Genomic DNA, 18,284 nt, shown 5'->3' with positions numbered 1-18,284 from the left:
GGTTACTCCGCAATTAAATCGGCGGCGATTATCACGCCATTGCGCTCCAGGTGCACGTAATGGGCGATGAATAAACCGGTTTCCAGCTCACCTTCCAGGCGATAGGGGATCTGCTCACGAGGTTTCTCCAACAGCTTTACCAGCTCCCGCACCTGGGGCCACAGGTTGGTGCGAACCGGCAGCTTGAAATACCCGCTGCGTCCGGGGCGAACCGTGAACCAGTGCTCATGCTCGCCTTCGGTCAGCAAGAGGTCGCCCAAATGAACCCGGTAGGTCAGGCCGCGCACGGTGAGGTCGCTATCACCGGGGTTGTCGACGCGAAAGTGCAGCATGAACCTTTGTTCCACCAGGCGCGCCCGCACCACCTCGACCTTGACCAGGTGGACTCGCGGCTCGGGTGCCTCTTCAGCTTGCCAGGACGCGCAACCGCCGAGCCCTACGATCAGTAGCAGGCAGGTGACGCATAGCCATTGGAGTTTGAAGGTCATGTCCGTGCCTCTGGTTTGTCCCCAGTTTAGCCCTCGGGTGGTGGACGAGCGTCAGGCGTTTGCAAAATCAGCGATTGAAATACCCGGCGCAGCATTTTTTGAATTTATGCCCGCTGCCACAAGGGCAACTGTCGTTGCGGCCGATCTTCACCGGCACGGTGGGGTCGATGAAGTACCAACGCCCGCCGTTCTGCACGAACGATGACTGTTCGCGATGGCTGTGCTCACCTTGGCCGTCGTGCCAGCGCGCGGTGAACGTAACGAAAGCGTGTTCCGGTTGGCCGCCGAACACTTCGCTGCTTTCCACTTCCAGCCCCAGCCAGGTGCTCCTGGCGCTCCATTCGCTGATGGACTGGCGATCGAGGCCATCCTGCTGGGCCGGCAGAGTGGTGCTGACCAGGTAGTCCACAAGGCCCAGTACATAAGCGCTGTAGCGCGAGCGCATCAAGGCTTCGGCACAGGGCGCGGGATGGCCGTCATGGTAACGGCCGCAGCAGCCATCCAATGGGTTGCCACTGCCACAAGGGCAAATGGTCGTGTGCAGGCTTGTGTCCACAGCTACCACCAATATTTTCCAAAGTTTTCGGGGTTAGCCCAAAACCGTGAGTTGAGCCAGTCGGGGACCTGCTTGTATTCAAGCAGATCGTAGGTAAACAGGGTCAACACCTGGTCCTCGCGCTGGAACCGCTCGCTGGCTTGCAAGGCCAGGGAAAAGAAGTCCGTTTCCTGCCAGCCGCAGGCGTTGAGGTCGGCCAGCACCGCAATCCGGCTGGCGTTGAGATTGCGGATGCCGCCCAACAGGTTCAGACCGTCGCGCTTGGGCAAATGCTCCAGGCAATCGAGCGCAAGGGCCAGGTCGAAACGCCGCGCCGCCACGTCCGCCGGCAGCGCGCCGGGGCCCGCGTGGACCACTTCGGTGGCGGGATGGACCTGCTGGAACGCCTCCAGCGCAGGAAAGCTGCTGGCGCCGATCAGCAGCAGCCTTTGCGGGGCGTAACGGTCAAGAACGGCGGCCAGGGCTTGCTGGGGCGTACGCGAAGAAATGGCAACGGTCATCGAAGTTCCTCAATCAGAACCGCCAAGATAGCCTGCCCGGACATCATGGCCTAGAGCGGTTTGTCCACGAACGTACGGAACCTGCGCAAACACGTGGCGAAAACCTGTAATCGTTGGGGCTGGCGCAGATCCGAAGTCCGGTCTTTACTCCCCTGAATCGGCGGCGAAGCCGATCCTTCAAGGAGAAAACCCGATGAGCATAGTTCGGACAGCGTTACCCCTGGTTCTGCTAACGAGTGTGTTGACTGGTTGCGCAGGTTTGCAGAAAACCGACTGGCCGATCTGTGCGGCCACCGGTGGTGTCGTGGGCGCGGGATTGGGCGCCATCGAGAGCAGTTCCTGGATTGGGCCGGGCGCGTTGGTGGCCGGCACCGTGGCGGCAGGTTGGTGCTGGGCCCATGGCGATGGCGACGAAGACGGCGATGGCGTCCCGGACAGCCGCGACAAGTGCCCGGGCACACCGAAAGGCGTGCAGGTCGACGCCGACGGCTGCCCACCGCCCGCCCCGGCGCCAATGGCCGAAGAGCCGGTAGTGGTCAAGGAAGAAACGATCGTGGTGCGCGATGTGCATTTCGAATTCAACAAGGCCACGCTGACACCAACCGACAAGGAAGTACTGAGCACCATCGCGACCCGGTTGAAACAGGAAACCTCCACCGCGCAACTGCGGGTGACGGGGCACACCGACAGTGTCGGCAGTGATGCCTACAACCAGAGACTGTCGGAAAAACGCGCCAATTCCGTGGTGCAGTACCTGGTGGAAAGCGGCGTGCCTCGCGCCAGTTTCGTCTCGGTGGAAGGCGCCGGGGAAGGCCAGCCGGTGGCGGACAACAAAACTGCTGATGGCCGGGCGATGAACCGTCGTACCGAAATCAAGATAAACCGTTGAAACCCTTGTCATCCGCGGCTTGTACAGTCGCGGATGCGGGTCTTTACTCCTGTGTGACCGGTATGGGCCGGTGACACAGGAGCATTCATCATGAAGGTTCTCATCAGGGTTGCCATGCCGGTGCTGCTCGCGAGCAGTCTGTTATCCGGTTGCGCCACTCACAGCGACGGCAGCGCATCACTCAATCAACGCACCTGGCCGATCTGCAGCCTGATCGGCGGGCTCGTCGGCGGCGGTCTGGGTGCCATCGAAAGCACTGGCTGGGCGGCCGGTGGCGCCGCGTTGGGGCTGCTCGGCGGTGGCTTGATCTGTTATGCCCAGGATGGCGACGAAGATGACGATGGCGTGTTCGATCGTCGCGACCGTTGCCCCGACACGCCGGCCGGTACGGCCGTTGAACACCACGGTTGCCCGCTGCCGCAGTATCCGGCCAGCGCACCACCGGACGAGCCGCAAACGCCGACCAGTGAAGTCATCACCCTCAATGACACCGGCAAGGTGCTGTTCGAATTCGATAAATCCGATCTCACCCCGGCGGCTCGAAGCCAGCTCGACGAGCTGATGGGCAAGCTGAGCCACGCCAACGTCGCGAGCATTCGCGTGGTCGGCCATACCGACAGTGTCGGTACCGACGCTTATAACGAAGGCCTTTCCGAGCGCCGGGCCGGCAGCGTCGTGGAGTATTTGCTGACCCAGGGCGTGGCGCCGGCAAAAGTCACCAGTGAAGGCAAGGGCGAAAGCGAACCGGTGGCCGACAACGAGACCGACGAAGGCCGCGCCCAGAACCGTCGGGTTGAGTTGCGCATCCAGCGTTGATAACGGTTGCGACAACGGGCCAGAGCCGTCGGATCACAAAATTAAATTTGCCCGGCCCTCTGGCTTATCCTTTGCGCGAGCCGTTACTGTTCACGCAAAGAATAATTTCGAACGGGGGGCGTATGAAGGTGTTTTGGGGGCTGGGGCGCTTGTTGACCCTGCTGTTCTGGCTGGTGGTGCTGGTCAACCTGCTCTTGCCGTTTGTCCACCCGCTGCATGTCTTGGTCAATCTCGCCGGGGCGCTGTTGCTGGCGGTCCATTTGCTTGAGCTGTTGTTGTTCAGGGCACAGTTTCGCGGGCGTCCCGCTCCGGGCCGTGATCGCCTCCGAGTGCTGCTGTTCGGCATCTTCCACTTGCAAACCCTTCCGACCGCGCCAGAGGCTTCCCATGCGTAAATTGTGTCTACTCGCGGCATTCGTGTGCCCGTTGGCCTGTGCCCAAGTGGTCCAGGTCGAAAGCAATTCCTTGATGCGCCTGCCGAACACCACCAGCGTGCTGGCCCTGGAGCGCTTGGATGTGGCCGATTACGGCACGCTGTTGGTGCCTTCGAACGTCACGCAACTGTCCATCGCAGAGCTGCACCTGGGGCGCGAGGCACGCATTGCGATCGTGCCGGCGCAACAGGCATTGGAGATGAAGGTGGCCCAGGCCGAACTGGACGAAGGCAGCCAGATCACGGCTCGCGGCGCGCCGGGAACCTACACGAAGGCGGCGCGGCCGGGGCGCAATCTCAACCTGCGCTTCAATGCGTTGAACGCACCGCTACTGTCAGTCGATGCCCGTGGCGGCAGCGGTGCGCCAGGTTATGTGGGGCTCGACGGCGCCAACGGACAAGCTCCGGGGTGTACCTGGGGTTCGGCCGGTCGCGGCGCCGACGGCAGCAATGGCGGCGACGGCCAGCCGGGCGCGGCCGGTGCGCTGGTGCGGCTCGAGTTGCCTCGCGCCTACCCCGATGAACAGATAAAGGTCACGGTGGACGGCGGCGCCGGCGGCAAACCTGGGCACGGTGGCAAACCCGGAGCAGGCGGCAAGGCCAAGGGATGCCTGGTCTATACCGCCGACGGTGGCAAGAGCGGCCGGCCAGGCGCCGATGGCCAGCCAGGGCCTGCCGGAACGGCGGGCGCGGTGACGGTGCAGCGGTTCTGAATAACATTCATGACCCAGTGGGAGCGGGTTCCCACTGGGTTTGATGCGATATCAAAACATCGGCCGCGCCGCGCCTATCGCCACCACCAGCAACCCGATCAACAGATTGATGCCCACCAAGCGGCGTATCTTGCCCAGCATCGCTGCGCCAGTCGGCCAGTCCTGGGCCGTCACGGCGGTGCGCAATGCAGGCAGTTGCAGGCCCTGAATACGGATGAACAGTGCCGTCATCACGATATACAGCCCCATCATCACCTGCACATAACGTGGCGCGGTTTCGAAGCCGGTGAAGCGCATGTGGATCAGGCCCACGCCGCTGATCGGCAAAAGCACCACCGCCACCCAGACCCAGACAAAAAAACGCTGAAACACTTCTACCCATAGTTTTAGCCGGGCGGGGCCTTCAAGCGCCGTCATTGCGGCGGGACGCAGGATCATCCAGGCGAAAAACATGCCGCCGACCCAGATCAGGGCCGCCAGTAAATGCAGGGTGTAGACGAGGGCAAAGGGTGTCATTGGGTCACTCCGTTCTGCGCGAGATTCATTAGCGGGGTATGATAGCCGCCGATCCGAACCACTGAAAATTTATCCAGCGTTTTTTGCGCCCGACATTCATGATCAACACCGAACTCAAAACCACGATCCAGGGCGCCTACTCGCGTTTTCTCGAAGCCAAGAGCCTCAAGCCGCGATATGGCCAGCGCCTGATGATTGCCGAAGTGGCAAAAGTCCTGGGCGACATCGACACCGATGACGAAGGTCGGCGCAGTGGCGAGCCGGCCGTCGTGGCGGTCGAGGCCGGCACCGGTACCGGCAAGACCGTGGCCTACAGCCTGGCGGCGATTCCGAGCGCCAAGGCTGCCGGCAAGCGGCTGGTGATCGCCACAGCCACCGTCGCCCTGCAGGAGCAGATCGTCTACAAGGACCTGCCCGACCTGATGCGCAACAGCGGGCTGAATTTTACCTTCGCCCTGGCCAAGGGCCGCGGGCGCTATATGTGCCTGTCCAAGCTCGACATGTTGCTGCAGGAAGGCCACGCCCAGACCGCCACCGCGCAGTTGTTCGAAGAGGAAGGCTTCAAGATCGAAGTCGACGAGGCGAGCCAGAAGCTGTTTACCAGCATGATTGAAAAACTGGCCGGCAATAAGTGGGACGGTGACCGCGACAGCTGGTCAACGGCCCTGGAAGACGCCGACTGGTCGCGCCTGACCACGGATCACAGCCAGTGCACCAATCGTCACTGCCCTAACTTCGGCCAGTGTGCTTTCTACAAGGCGCGCGAAGGCATGGGCAAGGTCGACGTGATCGTCACCAACCACGACATGGTCCTGGCCGACCTGGCCCTGGGCGGTGGTGCGGTGTTGCCGGACCCGCGCGACACCATCTACGTGTTCGACGAAGGCCATCATCTGCCGGACAAGGCCATCGGCCATTTCGCCCATTACACGCGGCTGCGCTCCACCGCCGACTGGCTGGAAACCACGGCGAAGAACCTGACCAAGCTGTTGGCTCAGCACCCACTTCCGGGCGACCTGGGCAAATTCATCGAACAGGTGCCCGAGCTCGCGCGTGAGATCAAGACGAACCAGCAGTTCATGTTCACCGCATGCGAACAGGTGGCTGATTTCAAGCCAGGCGAAGATGTAGAGGGCCGCGAGCGGCCTCGCCATCGGTTTGTCGGCGGGATCATCCCCGAGCATATGCGCGAGATGGGCATCGAGCTCAAGAAGGGCTTCGCGCGCCTGACGGATTTGTTCACGCGCCTGACCGACTTGCTCAAGGAAGGCATGGATGGCGAGGTGAACATCGGGATCGCCAGCAACCAGGCCGAGGAATGGTATCCGCTGTTCGGCAGCTTGCTGTCCCGCTCGCAAGGCAATTGGGAGCTGTGGACGGCTTTCACCACCGAAGACCCGGAAGACAACCCTCCGATGGCGCGCTGGTTGACCCTGGCCGAGAGCGGTTCGCTGTTCGACATCGAGGTCAATGCCAGCCCGATCCTGGCGGCGGACATGCTGCGGCGCAACCTGTGGAACGTTGCCTACGGCGCGCTGGTGACGTCCGCCACACTGACCGCCCTGGGTACGTTCGACCGTTTCCGTATGCGCGCCGGCTTGCCGAAAATCGCCGTGACGGCCGTGGTCCCGAGCCCATTCCACCATGCCGACGCCGGCGTGTTGCGAGTCCCCGACCTCAAGGCCGACCCACGGGACGCCGCGGCCCACACCGCGGCGATCATCCGTGACTTGCCGGACCTGGTGGAAGGTTCCCGTGGCACCCTCGTGCTTTTTTCCTCACGCAAGCAGATGCAGGACGTGTTCGACGGTCTCGACCGTGACTGGCGCAAGCAAGTGTTCATCCAGGGCAATCTGTCGAAGCAGGAGACCCTGAACAAACACAAGGCGCGGGTCGATGGCGGCGACTCCAGCGTACTGTTCGGCCTGGCAAGTTTTGCCGAAGGCGTCGACTTGCCCGGCGCCTATTGCGAGCACGTGGTGATCGCAAAGATACCGTTCTCGGTCCCGGACGACCCGGTTGAAGCCGCGCTGGCCGAATGGATCGAAGCCCGGGGTGGCAATCCGTTCATGGAAATCTCCGTGCCGGACGCCTCGCTGAAACTGGTCCAGGCCTGCGGTCGCTTGCTGCGCACCGAGGAAGACCGCGGCACCATCACTTTGCTCGACCGCAGGCTGGTGACCCAACGTTATGGCAAGGCCATCCTCAACGCGCTGCCACCGTTTCGGCGGGAGATTTCCTGACGGTCTTGTGAGGCGAGGGGGCTTGCTCCCTCGCCAAACAAGACTGCGCTTAACCAGCCGTCTCGCGAAGGTTCACAAAAACATCAATGACTGAAACAATGCCAGCCAGCTGAAAAAAAGCGTGTGTTTCAAAGGAGTTGCGGGTGCAAATTCAAGGCCATTACGAACTTCAGTTCGAAGCAGTGCGTGAAGCGTTCGCGGCACTGTTTGACGATCCGCAGGAGCGCGGCGCGGCGTTGTGCATCCAGGTCGGGGGCCGCACGGTCATCGACCTCTGGGCCGGCACAGCCGACAAGGATGGCCATGAGGCTTGGCACTGCGACACCATCGCCAATCTGTTTTCTTGCACCAAGACATTCACCGCCGTTACCGCCTTGCAATTGGTCGCCGAAGGCAAGTTGCAACTGGACGCGCCGGTCGCTCGCTATTGGCCTGAGTTTGCGGCGGCGGGCAAGCAATCCGTCACCCTGCGCCAGTTGCTCTGCCATCAGGCCGGACTTCCCGCATTGAGGGAGTTGATGGCCCCCGCGGCACTTTACGATTGGCAGACCATGGTCGATGCACTGGCTGCCGAGACGCCTTGGTGGACCCCCGGCGAGGGCCACGGCTATGCCGCGATCACGTACGGCTGGTTGGTGGGCGAATTGTTGCGCAGGGTCGATGGCCGTGGGCCAGGCGAGTCCATCGTGGCCCGGGTTGCCAAACCCCTGGGACTGGATTTCCACGTTGGCCTGGCCGACGAAGAGTTTCATCGCGTGGCGCATATTGCCCGCGGCAAAGGCAACGTTGGCGACGCAGCGGCCCAGCGTCTGTTGCAGGTCACGATGCGCGAACCGACGGCCATGACCACCCGGGCCTTCACCAACCCTCCATCGATCATGACCAGCACCAACAAGCCGGAATGGCGGCGGATGCAGCAACCGGCTGCCAACGGTCACGGCAACGCCCGCAGTCTCGCCGGGTTCTACGCCGGCCTGCTGGACGGAAGCTTGCTGGAAGGTGAAATGCTCGACGAACTGACTCGCCAGCACAGTTTCGGCGAGGACAAGACATTGTTGACCCAGACCCGTTTCGGCCTGGGTTGCATGCTGGATCAACCGGATGTGGCCAATGCGACCTACGGCCTGGGGCCGCGGGCGTTTGGTCATCCCGGAGCCGGGGGCTCCATCGGTTTCGCCGATCCTGAGCATGACGTTGCGTTCGGGTTCGTGACCAATACCCTCGGGCCCTATGTCTTGATGGACCCACGTGCCCAGAACCTTGCACGGGTGCTTGCCACTTGTCTATAAAACGCCATTGGCGGTAGTGGGTAAAGGAACAAGGTGTTGTTTTTGCTTTCCAAGCGACTGTTTATGCGGCCGGAACATGGCCTTCGTTTTTTACTTCAGATCATTTTGTGGATATCCAATGTCATCGAACAAAACCCTCGCTCTGGCGCTGTGCTTCGCTATCACCGGTTGCGCACAAAACCCACAAAATGATGCCGAGGGCGGCGGTGGCTGGTGGCCGTTCGGGTCCTCCGACAAGGTCGCGGCCAAGGAGCCGGTCCCGCCGGCTCCCCTGAAACCCGCCGCCGTGGCGCCGCAAGCCAAGGCAGAGGGGGCCACGCATTGGTGGTGGCCGTTCTCCTCCGACGATGGCGCCGATGTCGCCAAGAAAGAAGAAGCGAAACCTGTCGCCAAGCCTGAAACCAAGGCGCCGGCTACCGTCGCCAAGGCCCAAGCCGAGAGCAGTGGCAAGTGGTGGTGGCCGTTCGGCGGCAAAGAGCAGGAGACCGCGAAGGCAGTGCCGATGCCCGACCCGAAAGTCACTCAGGCCTGGCTCGACGACTATGAGCCAAAGCTGCGTACCGCCATCAAGGACAGCAAGCTTGAGCTGGAGCGCCGCGATAATGTGCTGGTGGTTACCGCTCCCGTGGACGGCTCGTTCAACCCGGACCGTCCGGCCATGCTGCTGCCGGTGACACTCGGCCCGTTCACTCGCGTCGCCAAGATTCTAGAGGCCGATCCGAAAACCGCGGTGCTGATCCTCGGTCACGCCGATACGTCGGGCGCGGCGCCGGCGAATCTGAAGCTCAGCCAGGAACGCGCCCAATCCGTCGCGGCGATCTTCCGGCTCAGTGGCTTGCAGCGTGATCGCCTGATGCTGCGCGGGATGGGCTCGGTGGCGCCACGTGCGGCCAACGATAGCGTCGAGGGTCGGGCTTTGAACCGTCGTGTCGAATTGCTGGTCACGCCCGCCAATACCATGGTCGCGTTGTTGAGCAAGTACAACATGCCGACCCCTGCGCCGGTGACCATGGTGGCTGCCCAGGACGTCAAGCCCGCGGCACCTGCCCCGGCCCCGGCGGTGAAAAAATCCGCCGCGCCGGCAACCAAGAAAGCCGCAGCCAAGAAGGCTCCTGCAAAGGCCCCGGCAAAAAAAGCCCCGGCCAAGAAGGCGACTCCGGCGAAAAAACCTGAACCGGCCAAGGCCGCGGCTGACGGAAAAAAAGTTGCTGCCGCCGACTCCTCCAAAAAACAGTGATTGGCTGATCACAAGGAACGCGCCATGACCCAAGCGCTGGCTGATATGCGCCGTGACTACACCCGCGATGGCCTGACCGAGGCGCAAGCCCCGGCCGAGCCGTTCGCGTTGTTCCACCAATGGTTCGCCGACGCGGTGAAAACCGAACAGGCTCCGGTGGAAGCCAATGCCATGACCCTGGCAACAGTGGACGCTGACGGCCGGCCTCATTGCCGGATCCTGCTACTGAAGGGCCTGGATGCCCAGGGCTTTACTTTCTTCACCAACTACGACAGCGCCAAAGGCCAGCAACTGGCTGCGAATCCGTACGCGGCCATGACGTTTTTCTGGCCGACACTGGAGCGTCAGGTGCGTATCGAAGGCAAGGTAGTGAAAGTCACTTCGCAGGAGTCGGACGCTTATTACCAGGTCCGACCGCTGGGCAGCCGCCTTGGTGCCTGGGCCTCTCCCCAGAGCCGGGTGATTGCCGGGCGCGGCGAGCTGGAAGACTTGCTCAAGGCCACTGAGCAGCGTTTCAGCGACAGCCAACCCCATTGTCCCGAGCACTGGGGCGGCTACCGCTTGCTGCCCGAGCGCATCGAGTTCTGGCAGGGGCGCCCCAGTCGCCTGCATGATCGTCTCAACTACCGCCTGCAAGGGGCGGATTGGACTCGCGAGCGCCTGGCGCCTTGATGGGGTAACCTGCCGCTGCCGCCTGGAGCCATTGCGGCAGGTCCCGTCGCTTGACGCCTTGTTCGCGGGCGCGAGCCAGTTGTTGCAGCATGTAGTGTTTTTTCGGTTCATCCTGCCCCGCCAATGACAGCGCCAGGTCTCGGTCCATCCAGCGTTTGATGCGTACGTACAGCCACCAGTGGAAGTACAGGCCGGCTAGGGTGGTAGCGACTATGATGAAGTAATCCATGGAGAGTCCTTGGAGCGGTAACGCTGCTGACTGAATTTGGCGCTGATGTTTGGTGAATTTTCTCGGGTGCGCCTGTATCCCACCTGAATGAAAACAATTTTATCCCGGCGAGGCCGTGACAGGTGTCAAGCCGGGGAGTTTAATGGATCCCTGTCTTTTGGAGTTTGATGCTATGCGTAAGTCTGTTTTGCTGGTTGCTTCCTTTTCCACGATGGCGATGTTGCTCACTGGCTGTCAGTCGAGCCTGACCGGTGACTCCTACTCCCGTGACGAAGCGCGTCGCGTTCAGACGATTCGCATGGGCACTATTGAATCCCTGCGTCCGGTCAAGATCGAAGGCACCAAGACGCCTATCGGCGGTGCGGCGGGTGCTGTAGTAGGCGGCGTGGGTGGCAGCGCGATCGGTGGTGGCCGTGGCAGCATCGTTGCCGCCGTAATCGGCGCGGTGGCTGGCGGCTTGATCGGTTCGGCCACTGAAGAAGGCCTGACCCGTACCCAGGGTGTTGAAATCACGGTTCGTGAAGACGACGGCAGCATGCGTGCCTATGTTCAACAGGTTCAGGAGAATGAAGTGTTCCGCGTGGGCGAGCGGGTGCGGATTTCTACTGTCGGTGGAACCAGTCGCGTTTCCCACTAAGTGGCTTTGATCGCGAACGCCGCTGATAACGTTGAATGAACTGGCCTCTTCGCGAGCAAGCTCGCTCCCACAGTGGATCGGGGTATACACCGAATGGTGCGTCCGCCGAAAAAACCGTGGGAGCGAGCTTGCTCGCGATAGGCGCTGGTTCAGCTATGAAAACGCTGGATGAGTGCCCCGCTGTACGGCCCGCTCAACACGTCATGAATGCTGCGAAACGGGCTTGCGACTAGCCATCGCCGTAACCCCATACCCAATTACCGCCGCCAGGATCGACCCGGTAAGAATCCCCATCCGGTCCATTCCTGCATACTCACTTGCACCCGGTGCGAACGCCAGGGAACCCACGCACAGGCTCATCGTGAAACCGATCCCGCAGAGAATCGCCACCCCCAGTATCTGCCCCCAGTTCGCCCCGGCGGGAAGGCTGGCAATGCCGACTTTCACCGCGAGCCAGGTCAGGCCGAACACACCGACTGCCTTGCCCAGCAACAGCCCGACCGCGATGCCCATCGGCACGTGGTGAGTAAAACTTTCGACGGTGACGCCGCTCAACGACAGACCCGCGTTGGCGAAGGCGAACAGCGGCAGGATGCCATACGCCACCCAGGGATGAAGCGCATGTTCGAGGGTCAGTAATGGCGACGTTTCAGCGTTTTTCGTGCGCAGTGGAATGCAGAAGGCCAGGGTGACACCCGCCAGGGTGGCATGGACACCGCTCTTGAGCACGCAAACCCACAGAATCAGCCCGACCACCATGTAGGGGCCGAGTTTGACCACGCCCATGCGGTTCATTGCCACCAATGCCGCGATGCAGGCCGCAGCCAGCCCCAATGACAGGGTCGACAGGTCGCCAGAGTAGAAGATCGCAATGATGATAATGGCGCCCAGGTCATCAATGATCGCCAGCGTCATCAGGAACAGCTTGAGCGACACCGGCACTCGCTTGCCCAGCAAGGCCAGCACGCCCAGGGCGAAGGCAATATCGGTGGCCGTCGGGATCGCCCAGCCGGCCAGTGCGGCTGGGTTGTCGCGGTTGAGGAACCAGTAGATGAGCGCCGGCACCAGCATGCCGCCGACGGCTGCAGCGCCCGGCAGGACAATCTGCGATGGTTTGGACAATTGCCCGTCGAGGACCTCCCGCTTGACCTCAAGGCCGATGAGCAGGAAGAACATAGCCATCAGGCCGTCGTTGATCCACAGCAGCAAGGGCTTGGCGATCTGCAAGGCGCCGACCTGAGCCACCACCGGAGTCTCCAGCAAGCCGTTATAAAGCCAGTCCAGCGGCGAATTGTTGATCACCAGGGCCAGCACAGCGGCCGCGATCAACAAAAGGCCGCTTGCCGCTTCCAGTTGGAAAAAACGTGTCATAGAGCTACGTAGAGCCAAGACTGCTCTCCATTCATCGGATCCAAAGATAGGGACACCCTAACCCGTACCCTTAGTTGTTAAAACAAAAGTTATATTCTTTTTTGTTATATGCTGTTACAGCGCCTGTATTGCCGTCGGGCAGTTGACGGGCATATTGGACCTTAGCTGTACCTGTGCGCGATGTCGGTTTTTTCCTAAGCTTGCGTCTCGTATTTCCGAACCAGATCGTGCCCCGTGGCTATCGGTCTGCCTGCGTCGTACCGATCCAGCGAGAAAACACCATGAACGACCACCGTCCGTGGGCGCGTGAAGCCATCCGTATCATCGAGGCGGACTTCCAGCGCAGCGCCGATACGCACTTGATCCCACTGCCGTTGCCGGGGTTGCCGGGCATTGAGCTGTACTTCAAGGATGAGTCCAGCCATCCCACTGGAAGCCTCAAGCATCGATTGGCTCGTTCGCTTTTCCTCTATGCGTTGTGCAACGGCTGGCTCAAGCCGGGGGCGCCGGTGATCGAAGCCTCCAGCGGATCGACGGCAATTTCCGAGGCCTACTTCGCCCGGTTGCTGGGCCTGCCATTCATTGCGGTGATGCCGGCGACGACCTCTCGGGAAAAAATCGCACAGATCGCCTTTTATGGCGGCCAGAGCCATTTGGTGGATGATCCTACGCAGATCTACGCCGAGTCCGAACGCCTGGCGCGGGAGCATGACGGCCATTTCATCGACCAATTCACCTACGCCGAGCGCGCTACGGACTGGCGCGCCAACAACAACATCGCCGAGTCGATCTTCCAGCAGATGCGTTTTGAGCAGCATCCGGAACCGACTTGGCTGATTTCCAGCCCCGGAACCGGTGGCACGACCGCCACCCTGGGACGTTATGTGCGTTACCGCCAGCACTGTACCCGTGTGCTGTGTGCCGACGCCGAGCGCTCGGTATTCTTCGATTACTACCGCAGCGGCGACGCCAGCCTGCGCCTGGATTGCGGCTCGCGGATCGAAGGCATCGGCCGACCACGGGTCGAAGCGTCGTTCCTGCCCACGGTCATCGATGCGATGGTCAAGGTCCCGGACGCCTTGTCTCTCGCGGCCATGCATTACCTGGCCCAGCGGTTGGGGCGACGGGTAGGTGGGTCCAGCGGTACCAACCTGATCGGCGCGCTGATCGCCGCGAAGGGGATGGTGGATGCTGGTGAGTCAGGGTCGATCGTGGCCATTCTTTGCGACGGCGGGGAGCGTTATGCCACGACTTATTATGATCCGGCGTGGCTCAAGCAGCAGGGGTATGAGTTGAGTGGGTTGATCGATGCGGTGGCTGCGTGTGCGGAACGCGGAGAAGCGCTGCCGGAGAGTGTGTTGCGGGCTAACATCTGAGTTCTTGAACACGCTGAGATCCCTTGTGGGAGCGAGCCTGTTCGCGATAGCGGATCAACATTCAACACAAATGCTGGCTGATCCACCGCCACCGCGAGCAAGCTCGCTCACACACCGGGATGAATGTCAGGCCTCGAGGCCGAGCATATCCCGCGCCACCGCCTCGGCAATCCGGATTCCATCCACGGCCGCCGACAGGATGCCGCCTGCGTAACCGGCGCCTTCCCCAGCGGGGAACAAGCCCTTCACATTCAGGCTTTGCAGCGTTTCGTTTCGCGTGATGCGCAGCGGTGACGAGGTGCGCGTCTCGATGCCGGTGAGCACTGCATCGTGCAGCGAATAGCCACGGATCTGTTTCTCGAACGCCGGTAACGCTTCACGAATGGCTTCGATGGCGAAATCCGGCAGGGCCAGGGCCAGGTCGCCCAAGGCAACCCCCGGTTTGTAGGACGGTTCAACGCTGCCCAGCGCCGTCGAAGGCTTGCCGGCGATGAAATCGCCCACCAGTTGCGCGGGGGCCTCATAGTTGCTGCCGCCAAGTACGAAGGCGTGGGACTCCAGGCGCTCCTGCAACTCGATTCCCGCCAGCGGGCCCCCCGGGTAATCCACTTCCGGGGTAATGCCGACAACGATGCCGGAGTTGGCGTTGCGCTCGTTACGTGAATACTGGCTCATGCCGTTGGTCACGACCCGGTTCGGCTCGGAAGTCGCCGCCACCACTGTACCGCCCGGGCACATGCAGAAGCTGTACACCGAACGGCCGTTCTTGGCGTGGTGCACCAGTTTGTAGTCGGCCGCGCCGAGCTTCGGATGGCCGGCGTACTTGCCCAGGCGTGCACTGTCGATCAGTGATTGCGGGTGTTCGATGCGGAAACCCACCGAAAACGGCTTCGCTTCCATGTACACGCCACGGCTGTGGAGCATGCGGAACGTGTCCCGGGCGCTGTGGCCCAGGGCAAGGATCACGTGTTTGGAATGGATCTGTTCACCGCTGGCCAACTCGACACCGACCAATTGGCCGTCTTCGATCAGCACATCGGTGACTCGCTGCCCGAAGCGCACTTCGCCGCCCAGCGCGCGAATCTGCTCACGCATGTTTTCCACGACGCCTGTCAGGCGGAACGTACCGATGTGTGGCTTGCTGACGTAGAGGATTTCTTCGGGCGCCCCGGCCTTGACGAACTCGTGCAGGACCTTGCGTCCGAGGAATTTAGGGTCCTTGATCTGGCTGTAGAGCTTGCCGTCGGAGAATGTCCCCGCACCGCCCTCGCCGAATTGCACGTTGGATTCAGGGTTGAGCACGCTTTTGCGCCACAGGCCCCAAGTGTCCTTGGTGCGCTGGCGCACCTCCGGGCCGCGCTCGAGGATGATCGGCTTGAAGCCCATCTGCGCGAGCAACATGGCGGCGAAAATGCCGCACGGGCCGAAGCCGACCACGATCGGCCGTTCGCCCAGGTCGGCCGGCGCCTGGCCAACCACTTTGTAGCTGACGTCCGGCGCTTCGTTGACGTTACGGTCATCAGCGAACTTGCGCAGCACGCTGGCTTCATCGCGCACCGTCAGGTCGATGGTGTAAATGAAGCACAGCTCGGAAGATTTCTTGCGTGCGTCATAGCTGCGCTTGAACAAGGTGAAGTCGAGCAGGTCATCGCTGGCGATGCCCAGGCGTTGCACGATGGCGGGACGCAGGTCTTCTTCGGGATGGTCGATCGGCAGCTTGAGTTCGGTGATTCGTAACATGACAGGATCCGGTTCGCGGGGCGCACAACTGCGCCAGGGCGTGCTTCAAACCGGCGATTATAAGCTGCATTCCCTGCTACCCGTGAGGTTAAAACAGACTGGCGACAAGTCAGTCGTCCCGTGCGCCACCGAAATAGGCACATCCGCGCTGGACCTGGCCGTTGATCCGCAATTCGGCGCTCATGTGTTGCACGCTGCCGCTGGCGCTGTCGACACAGCGAGCCGGGGTGACCCATAGCTCGACTTTCTGGCCATTGGCTTCGGTACCGAGGTTGAACCGGCCATCACCCAATTGCTCCTCGACATAGGGCACCGCCAGTGGCGGCTGACCTACCCGATCCAGCACCAGGCCCTTGCCGCTGGCCGTGAGGGTCCATTCAGGGCTGTGGCCCGTTGCACGCAGAATCACGCGCTTGAAGTCTGCGTCGCCGCACGCGGTCCCCGAAGGTTCCAGGCGATAGAGCTGGCCAACGTCCAGCTGGCTGTCGGCACCGGCCGATGCGCTGGAAACGATGCGGCCGCGCAGGTCGGCGAACGACTTGCCGCTATCATCCGCCAGGGTGGCGGCTTGTTGCAGGACGCTGGTGCCGCCGGCGTCATTGACCATGTAGCGGCGCTGTTCCTGGCACGGCTGGAACATCAACTTGCCGTCCGCGGCTGTCAGTTCGCCTTGCATACGTGTTTGCCCCGCATGGGGCGCGCTCTGGCGCGGGGCTTCGAGCAGCTGGCAGCCGGCGAAAAGCGGGAGGAGGGCGACAAACAGCAGGGAACGAGCGGCACGCATCATTGGGTCTCCAGACAAGTGCCGCCACGTTACTCAGACTGTCCCTCTATCACAAGGGGTCAGCCCACGTGAAAGGTCTGGCCGGTTTGCAGGCCTTCGACACTCTTCGCGTAGGCCAACGCCACTTCCGCCGCAGGAACGGGCTTATAGCCACGGAAGTACGGCGCATAGTTGTCCATGGCTTCCAAAAGCACGTTCGGGCTTACCGAATTGACCCGTAGCCCGCGCGGCAATTCGATTGCCGCCGCGCGCACGAAACTGTCGAGGGCGCCGTTCACCAGTGCCGCCGAAGCGCCGCTCTTGATGGGGTCGTGGCTAAGTACGCCAGTGGTGAAGGTAAAGGATGCACCGTCGTTGGCGAACTCGCGGCCGATCAGCAGCAGATTGACCTGGCCCATCAGTTTGTCCTTCAGGCCTAGGGCAAAGCTGTCTTCGGTCATGTCGCCCAGAGGTGCGAAGGTGACATTGCCCGCGGCACAGACCAGCGCGTCGAAGCGGCCGGTCTTTTCAAACAAGGCGCGGATCGAGGCGCTGTCGCTGATATCGACTTGTACGTCACCGCTATGGCGGCCGATGCGTACGATTTCGTGGCGGGGCGATAATTCATTATCGATGGCCGAACCGATGGTGCCGTTGGCGCCGATCAACAGGATTTTCATGGGCTGTTCCTCATTGGTTTGAACGAGGTTGCAGTTTAGGCTGGATTTTCTTCGGGATAATCGTGCTAATAGGAAACCTTTGGTTTTCAATTGGAAACAATCCAGTGAGCGAGATAGATGACCTCGCAGCGTTCGCCGTGCTGGTGGAGGCTGGGAGTTTCACCTTGGCGGCGCAGCAGTTGGGGTGCAGCAAGGGGCAACTGTCCAAGCGCATCAGTCTGTTGGAAGAGCGGTTTTCGGTGCTGCTGCTCCAGCGCACGACACGACGCCTTAGCCTGACGGCGGCGGGCGCTGCGCTGTTGCCCCAGGCCCAGGCATTGTTGGTCCAGGTGGAAAGGGCGCGTCAGGCGTTGGCGCGCTTGAAGGGCGAAATTTCCGGGCCGGTGCGCATGACGGTTCCGGTTTCGTTGGGCGAAACGTTCTTCGAGGGATTGCTTACGGAATTTGCCTGTGCCTATCCCGACGTGCAGATTGAGCTGGAGCTCAACAATGGTTACCGCGATTTAACCCGCGATGGCTTCGATTTGGCGATTCGTTCGGATGCGGCGGTCGATGAGCGGTTGGTGGCTCGACCGTTGCTGGCCTGGCATGAAATGACCTGCGCCAGCCCGGCCTACCTGGAACGCTACGGCGAACCCGAGTCCCCCCACGCCTTGGTGGAGCACAAGTGCCTGCTCAACAGCCACTACAGTGGTCGGGAAGAGTGGCTGTATCACCAGCAGCACGAATTGTTGCGGGTGCGAGTGTCCGGGCCGTTCGCCAGTAACCATTACAGCCTGTTGAAAAAAGCCGCCTTGGCCGACGCGGGTATCGCCCGTTTGCCATCGTATTTGCTCCATGAAGAGCTGGCGGACGGACGCCTGCGTTGGCTGTTGCGCGATTTCCAGACCCGGCGCATGCCGATGTACCTGGTGCATCCTTATCAGGGTGGGTTGCCCAAGCGTACCCAGGTGCTGGCTGATTATTTGATTGAATGGTTCAAGCGCAGTGGGGAGGCGTTGGATCGGTTGTAGAGTGAAGACGCTATACCCGTGGCGAGGGAGCTTGCTCCCGCTCGGTTGCGTAGCGACCGCAAGAACTGGGGGCCGCTACGCCCGAGGCGTCGGACCGGCCCAGCGGGAGCAAGCTCCCTCGCC

General features: G+C 61.7%; 20 protein-coding genes. 11 read left to right on the top strand and 9 right to left on the bottom strand.

The window, feature by feature from the left end; all coding sequences use genetic code 11:
- Positions 1-2: 2 nt before the first annotated feature.
- From J3P90_RS19915 to J3P90_RS19905, 3 genes are all read right to left on the bottom strand, one after another.
- Positions 3-488, bottom strand: a complete 486-nt coding sequence (locus J3P90_RS19915) for an LEA type 2 family protein (RefSeq protein WP_420764313.1) — start codon at positions 486-488, stop codon at positions 3-5.
- 67 nt (positions 489-555) lie between these two features.
- Positions 556-1,032 carry a YchJ family protein gene (locus tag J3P90_RS19910; RefSeq protein WP_434611530.1) on the bottom strand — a complete coding sequence of 159 codons (477 nt, stop codon included), beginning with the start codon at positions 1,030-1,032 and terminating at the stop codon, positions 556-558.
- A 14-nt stretch (positions 1,033-1,046) separates the two neighbouring features.
- Positions 1,047-1,544 carry a DUF6231 family protein gene (locus tag J3P90_RS19905; RefSeq protein ID WP_434675279.1) on the bottom strand — a complete coding sequence of 166 codons (498 nt, stop codon included), beginning with the start codon at positions 1,542-1,544 and terminating at the stop codon, positions 1,047-1,049.
- A gap of 193 nt (positions 1,545-1,737) precedes the next feature.
- On the opposite strand from J3P90_RS19905, the gene J3P90_RS19900 reads away from it, so the two are divergent.
- From J3P90_RS19900 to J3P90_RS19885, 4 genes are all read left to right on the top strand, one after another.
- Complete coding sequence (locus J3P90_RS19900) at positions 1,738-2,433, top strand: OmpA family protein (protein WP_420764315.1); 696 nt, start codon at positions 1,738-1,740, stop codon at positions 2,431-2,433.
- 90 nt (positions 2,434-2,523) lie between these two features.
- Positions 2,524-3,249, top strand: a complete 726-nt coding sequence (locus J3P90_RS19895; protein ID WP_420764316.1) for an OmpA family protein — start codon at positions 2,524-2,526, stop codon at positions 3,247-3,249.
- 122 nt (positions 3,250-3,371) lie between these two features.
- The gene (locus J3P90_RS19890) at positions 3,372-3,644 is read left to right on the top strand and encodes a DUF1145 domain-containing protein (RefSeq protein ID WP_420764317.1); all 273 of its coding nucleotides are present in this window, start codon (positions 3,372-3,374) and stop codon (positions 3,642-3,644) included.
- A complete protein-coding gene (locus J3P90_RS19885; RefSeq protein ID WP_420764318.1) occupies positions 3,637-4,395 on the top strand; it encodes a collagen-like protein in 759 nt (252 codons plus the stop codon). Before J3P90_RS19890 ends, J3P90_RS19885 begins: the two co-directional genes overlap by 8 nt.
- Positions 4,396-4,446: 51 nt before the next feature.
- Here the strand turns inward: J3P90_RS19885 and J3P90_RS19880 are convergent, their stop codons facing one another.
- The gene (locus tag J3P90_RS19880; protein ID WP_434675278.1) at positions 4,447-4,911 is read right to left on the bottom strand and encodes a CopD family protein; all 465 of its coding nucleotides are present in this window, start codon (positions 4,909-4,911) and stop codon (positions 4,447-4,449) included.
- A gap of 98 nt (positions 4,912-5,009) precedes the next feature.
- Here J3P90_RS19880 and dinG point away from each other — a divergent pair, with 98 nt between their 5' ends.
- The 4 genes from dinG to pdxH all read left to right on the top strand — a co-directional run bounded on the left by dinG (position 5,010) and on the right by pdxH (position 10,352).
- Positions 5,010-7,154 carry an ATP-dependent DNA helicase DinG gene (dinG, locus tag J3P90_RS19875; protein ID WP_434675277.1) on the top strand — a complete coding sequence of 715 codons (2,145 nt, stop codon included), beginning with the start codon at positions 5,010-5,012 and terminating at the stop codon, positions 7,152-7,154.
- A gap of 143 nt (positions 7,155-7,297) precedes the next feature.
- The gene (locus J3P90_RS19870; protein WP_434675276.1) at positions 7,298-8,443 is read left to right on the top strand and encodes a serine hydrolase domain-containing protein; all 1,146 of its coding nucleotides are present in this window, start codon (positions 7,298-7,300) and stop codon (positions 8,441-8,443) included.
- Positions 8,444-8,561: 118 nt separating this feature from the next.
- Positions 8,562-9,680, top strand: coding sequence for an OmpA family protein (locus J3P90_RS19865; RefSeq protein ID WP_434675275.1), 1,119 nt, complete (start codon positions 8,562-8,564; stop codon positions 9,678-9,680).
- 24 nt (positions 9,681-9,704) lie between these two features.
- Positions 9,705-10,352 carry a pyridoxamine 5'-phosphate oxidase gene (gene pdxH / locus J3P90_RS19860; RefSeq protein ID WP_434609929.1) on the top strand — a complete coding sequence of 216 codons (648 nt, stop codon included), beginning with the start codon at positions 9,705-9,707 and terminating at the stop codon, positions 10,350-10,352.
- Here the strand turns inward: pdxH and J3P90_RS19855 are convergent.
- A complete protein-coding gene (locus J3P90_RS19855; RefSeq protein ID WP_420764324.1) occupies positions 10,300-10,581 on the bottom strand; it encodes a hypothetical protein in 282 nt (93 codons plus the stop codon). The genes pdxH and J3P90_RS19855 overlap by 53 nt on opposite strands.
- Before the next feature lie 172 nt (positions 10,582-10,753).
- Between J3P90_RS19855 and J3P90_RS19850 the strand changes: the two genes are divergently transcribed.
- On the top strand, positions 10,754-11,218 hold the full coding sequence (locus tag J3P90_RS19850; RefSeq protein ID WP_024776354.1) for a glycine zipper 2TM domain-containing protein: 465 nt from the start codon (positions 10,754-10,756) through the stop codon (positions 11,216-11,218).
- A gap of 201 nt (positions 11,219-11,419) precedes the next feature.
- Here the strand turns inward: J3P90_RS19850 and nhaA are convergent, their stop codons facing one another.
- Positions 11,420-12,607 (bottom strand): Na+/H+ antiporter NhaA, encoded by a 1,188-nt coding sequence (gene nhaA / locus J3P90_RS19845; RefSeq protein WP_434675274.1) that lies wholly within the window; start codon positions 12,605-12,607, stop codon positions 11,420-11,422.
- 263 nt (positions 12,608-12,870) lie between these two features.
- Here nhaA and J3P90_RS19840 point away from each other — a divergent pair, with 263 nt between their 5' ends.
- Positions 12,871-13,965: a PLP-dependent cysteine synthase family protein gene (locus J3P90_RS19840; protein ID WP_434675273.1), complete on the top strand. Its 1,095-nt coding sequence runs from the start codon at positions 12,871-12,873 to the stop codon at positions 13,963-13,965.
- A 126-nt stretch (positions 13,966-14,091) separates the two neighbouring features.
- Here J3P90_RS19840 and J3P90_RS19835 read toward each other — a convergent pair whose 3' ends face one another.
- From J3P90_RS19835 to J3P90_RS19825, 3 genes are all read right to left on the bottom strand, one after another.
- Positions 14,092-15,705 (bottom strand): NAD(P)/FAD-dependent oxidoreductase, encoded by a 1,614-nt coding sequence (locus J3P90_RS19835; protein ID WP_434675272.1) that lies wholly within the window; start codon positions 15,703-15,705, stop codon positions 14,092-14,094.
- A 109-nt stretch (positions 15,706-15,814) separates the two neighbouring features.
- Positions 15,815-16,489 carry a COG3650 family protein gene (locus tag J3P90_RS19830; protein ID WP_434676592.1) on the bottom strand — a complete coding sequence of 225 codons (675 nt, stop codon included), beginning with the start codon at positions 16,487-16,489 and terminating at the stop codon, positions 15,815-15,817.
- A gap of 59 nt (positions 16,490-16,548) precedes the next feature.
- On the bottom strand, positions 16,549-17,148 hold the full coding sequence (locus tag J3P90_RS19825) for a short chain dehydrogenase (RefSeq protein ID WP_434562638.1): 600 nt from the start codon (positions 17,146-17,148) through the stop codon (positions 16,549-16,551).
- 104 nt (positions 17,149-17,252) lie between these two features.
- Here J3P90_RS19825 and J3P90_RS19820 point away from each other — a divergent pair, with 104 nt between their 5' ends.
- Entirely contained in the window at positions 17,253-18,161 is a 909-nt protein-coding gene (locus J3P90_RS19820; protein ID WP_434562640.1) for a LysR family transcriptional regulator, read from the top strand.
- The last annotated feature ends 123 nt before the right edge of the window (positions 18,162-18,284 follow it).

The sequence above is a fragment of the Pseudomonas sp. D3-10 genome (genome assembly GCF_051132175.1).
Taxonomy (GTDB): domain Bacteria; phylum Pseudomonadota; class Gammaproteobacteria; order Pseudomonadales; family Pseudomonadaceae; genus Aquipseudomonas.
The sequence above is the reverse complement of the archived record's forward strand: the minus strand, read 5'-3'. Positions and strand labels throughout refer to the sequence as shown.

Coding starts and splice junctions, on each gene's coding strand:
- J3P90_RS19915 (WP_420764313.1), bottom strand. CDS start 488: ATGACCTTCAAACTCCAATGGCTATGCGTCACCTGCCTGCTACTGATC.
- J3P90_RS19905 (WP_434675279.1), bottom strand. CDS start 1,544: ATGACCGTTGCCATTTCTTCGCGTACGCCCCAGCAAGCCCTGGCCGCC.
- J3P90_RS19900 (WP_420764315.1), top strand. CDS start 1,738: ATGAGCATAGTTCGGACAGCGTTACCCCTGGTTCTGCTAACGAGTGTG.
- J3P90_RS19895 (WP_420764316.1), top strand. CDS start 2,524: ATGAAGGTTCTCATCAGGGTTGCCATGCCGGTGCTGCTCGCGAGCAGT.
- J3P90_RS19890 (WP_420764317.1), top strand. CDS start 3,372: ATGAAGGTGTTTTGGGGGCTGGGGCGCTTGTTGACCCTGCTGTTCTGG.
- J3P90_RS19885 (WP_420764318.1), top strand. CDS start 3,637: ATGCGTAAATTGTGTCTACTCGCGGCATTCGTGTGCCCGTTGGCCTGT.
- J3P90_RS19880 (WP_434675278.1), bottom strand. CDS start 4,911: ATGACACCCTTTGCCCTCGTCTACACCCTGCATTTACTGGCGGCCCTG.
- dinG (WP_434675277.1), top strand. CDS start 5,010: ATGATCAACACCGAACTCAAAACCACGATCCAGGGCGCCTACTCGCGT.
- J3P90_RS19865 (WP_434675275.1), top strand. CDS start 8,562: ATGTCATCGAACAAAACCCTCGCTCTGGCGCTGTGCTTCGCTATCACC.
- pdxH (WP_434609929.1), top strand. CDS start 9,705: ATGACCCAAGCGCTGGCTGATATGCGCCGTGACTACACCCGCGATGGC.
- J3P90_RS19855 (WP_420764324.1), bottom strand. CDS start 10,581: ATGGATTACTTCATCATAGTCGCTACCACCCTAGCCGGCCTGTACTTC.
- J3P90_RS19850 (WP_024776354.1), top strand. CDS start 10,754: ATGCGTAAGTCTGTTTTGCTGGTTGCTTCCTTTTCCACGATGGCGATG.
- J3P90_RS19840 (WP_434675273.1), top strand. CDS start 12,871: ATGAACGACCACCGTCCGTGGGCGCGTGAAGCCATCCGTATCATCGAG.
- J3P90_RS19835 (WP_434675272.1), bottom strand. CDS start 15,705: ATGTTACGAATCACCGAACTCAAGCTGCCGATCGACCATCCCGAAGAA.
- J3P90_RS19830 (WP_434676592.1), bottom strand. CDS start 16,489: ATGCGTGCCGCTCGTTCCCTGCTGTTTGTCGCCCTCCTCCCGCTTTTC.
- J3P90_RS19825 (WP_434562638.1), bottom strand. CDS start 17,148: ATGAAAATCCTGTTGATCGGCGCCAACGGCACCATCGGTTCGGCCATC.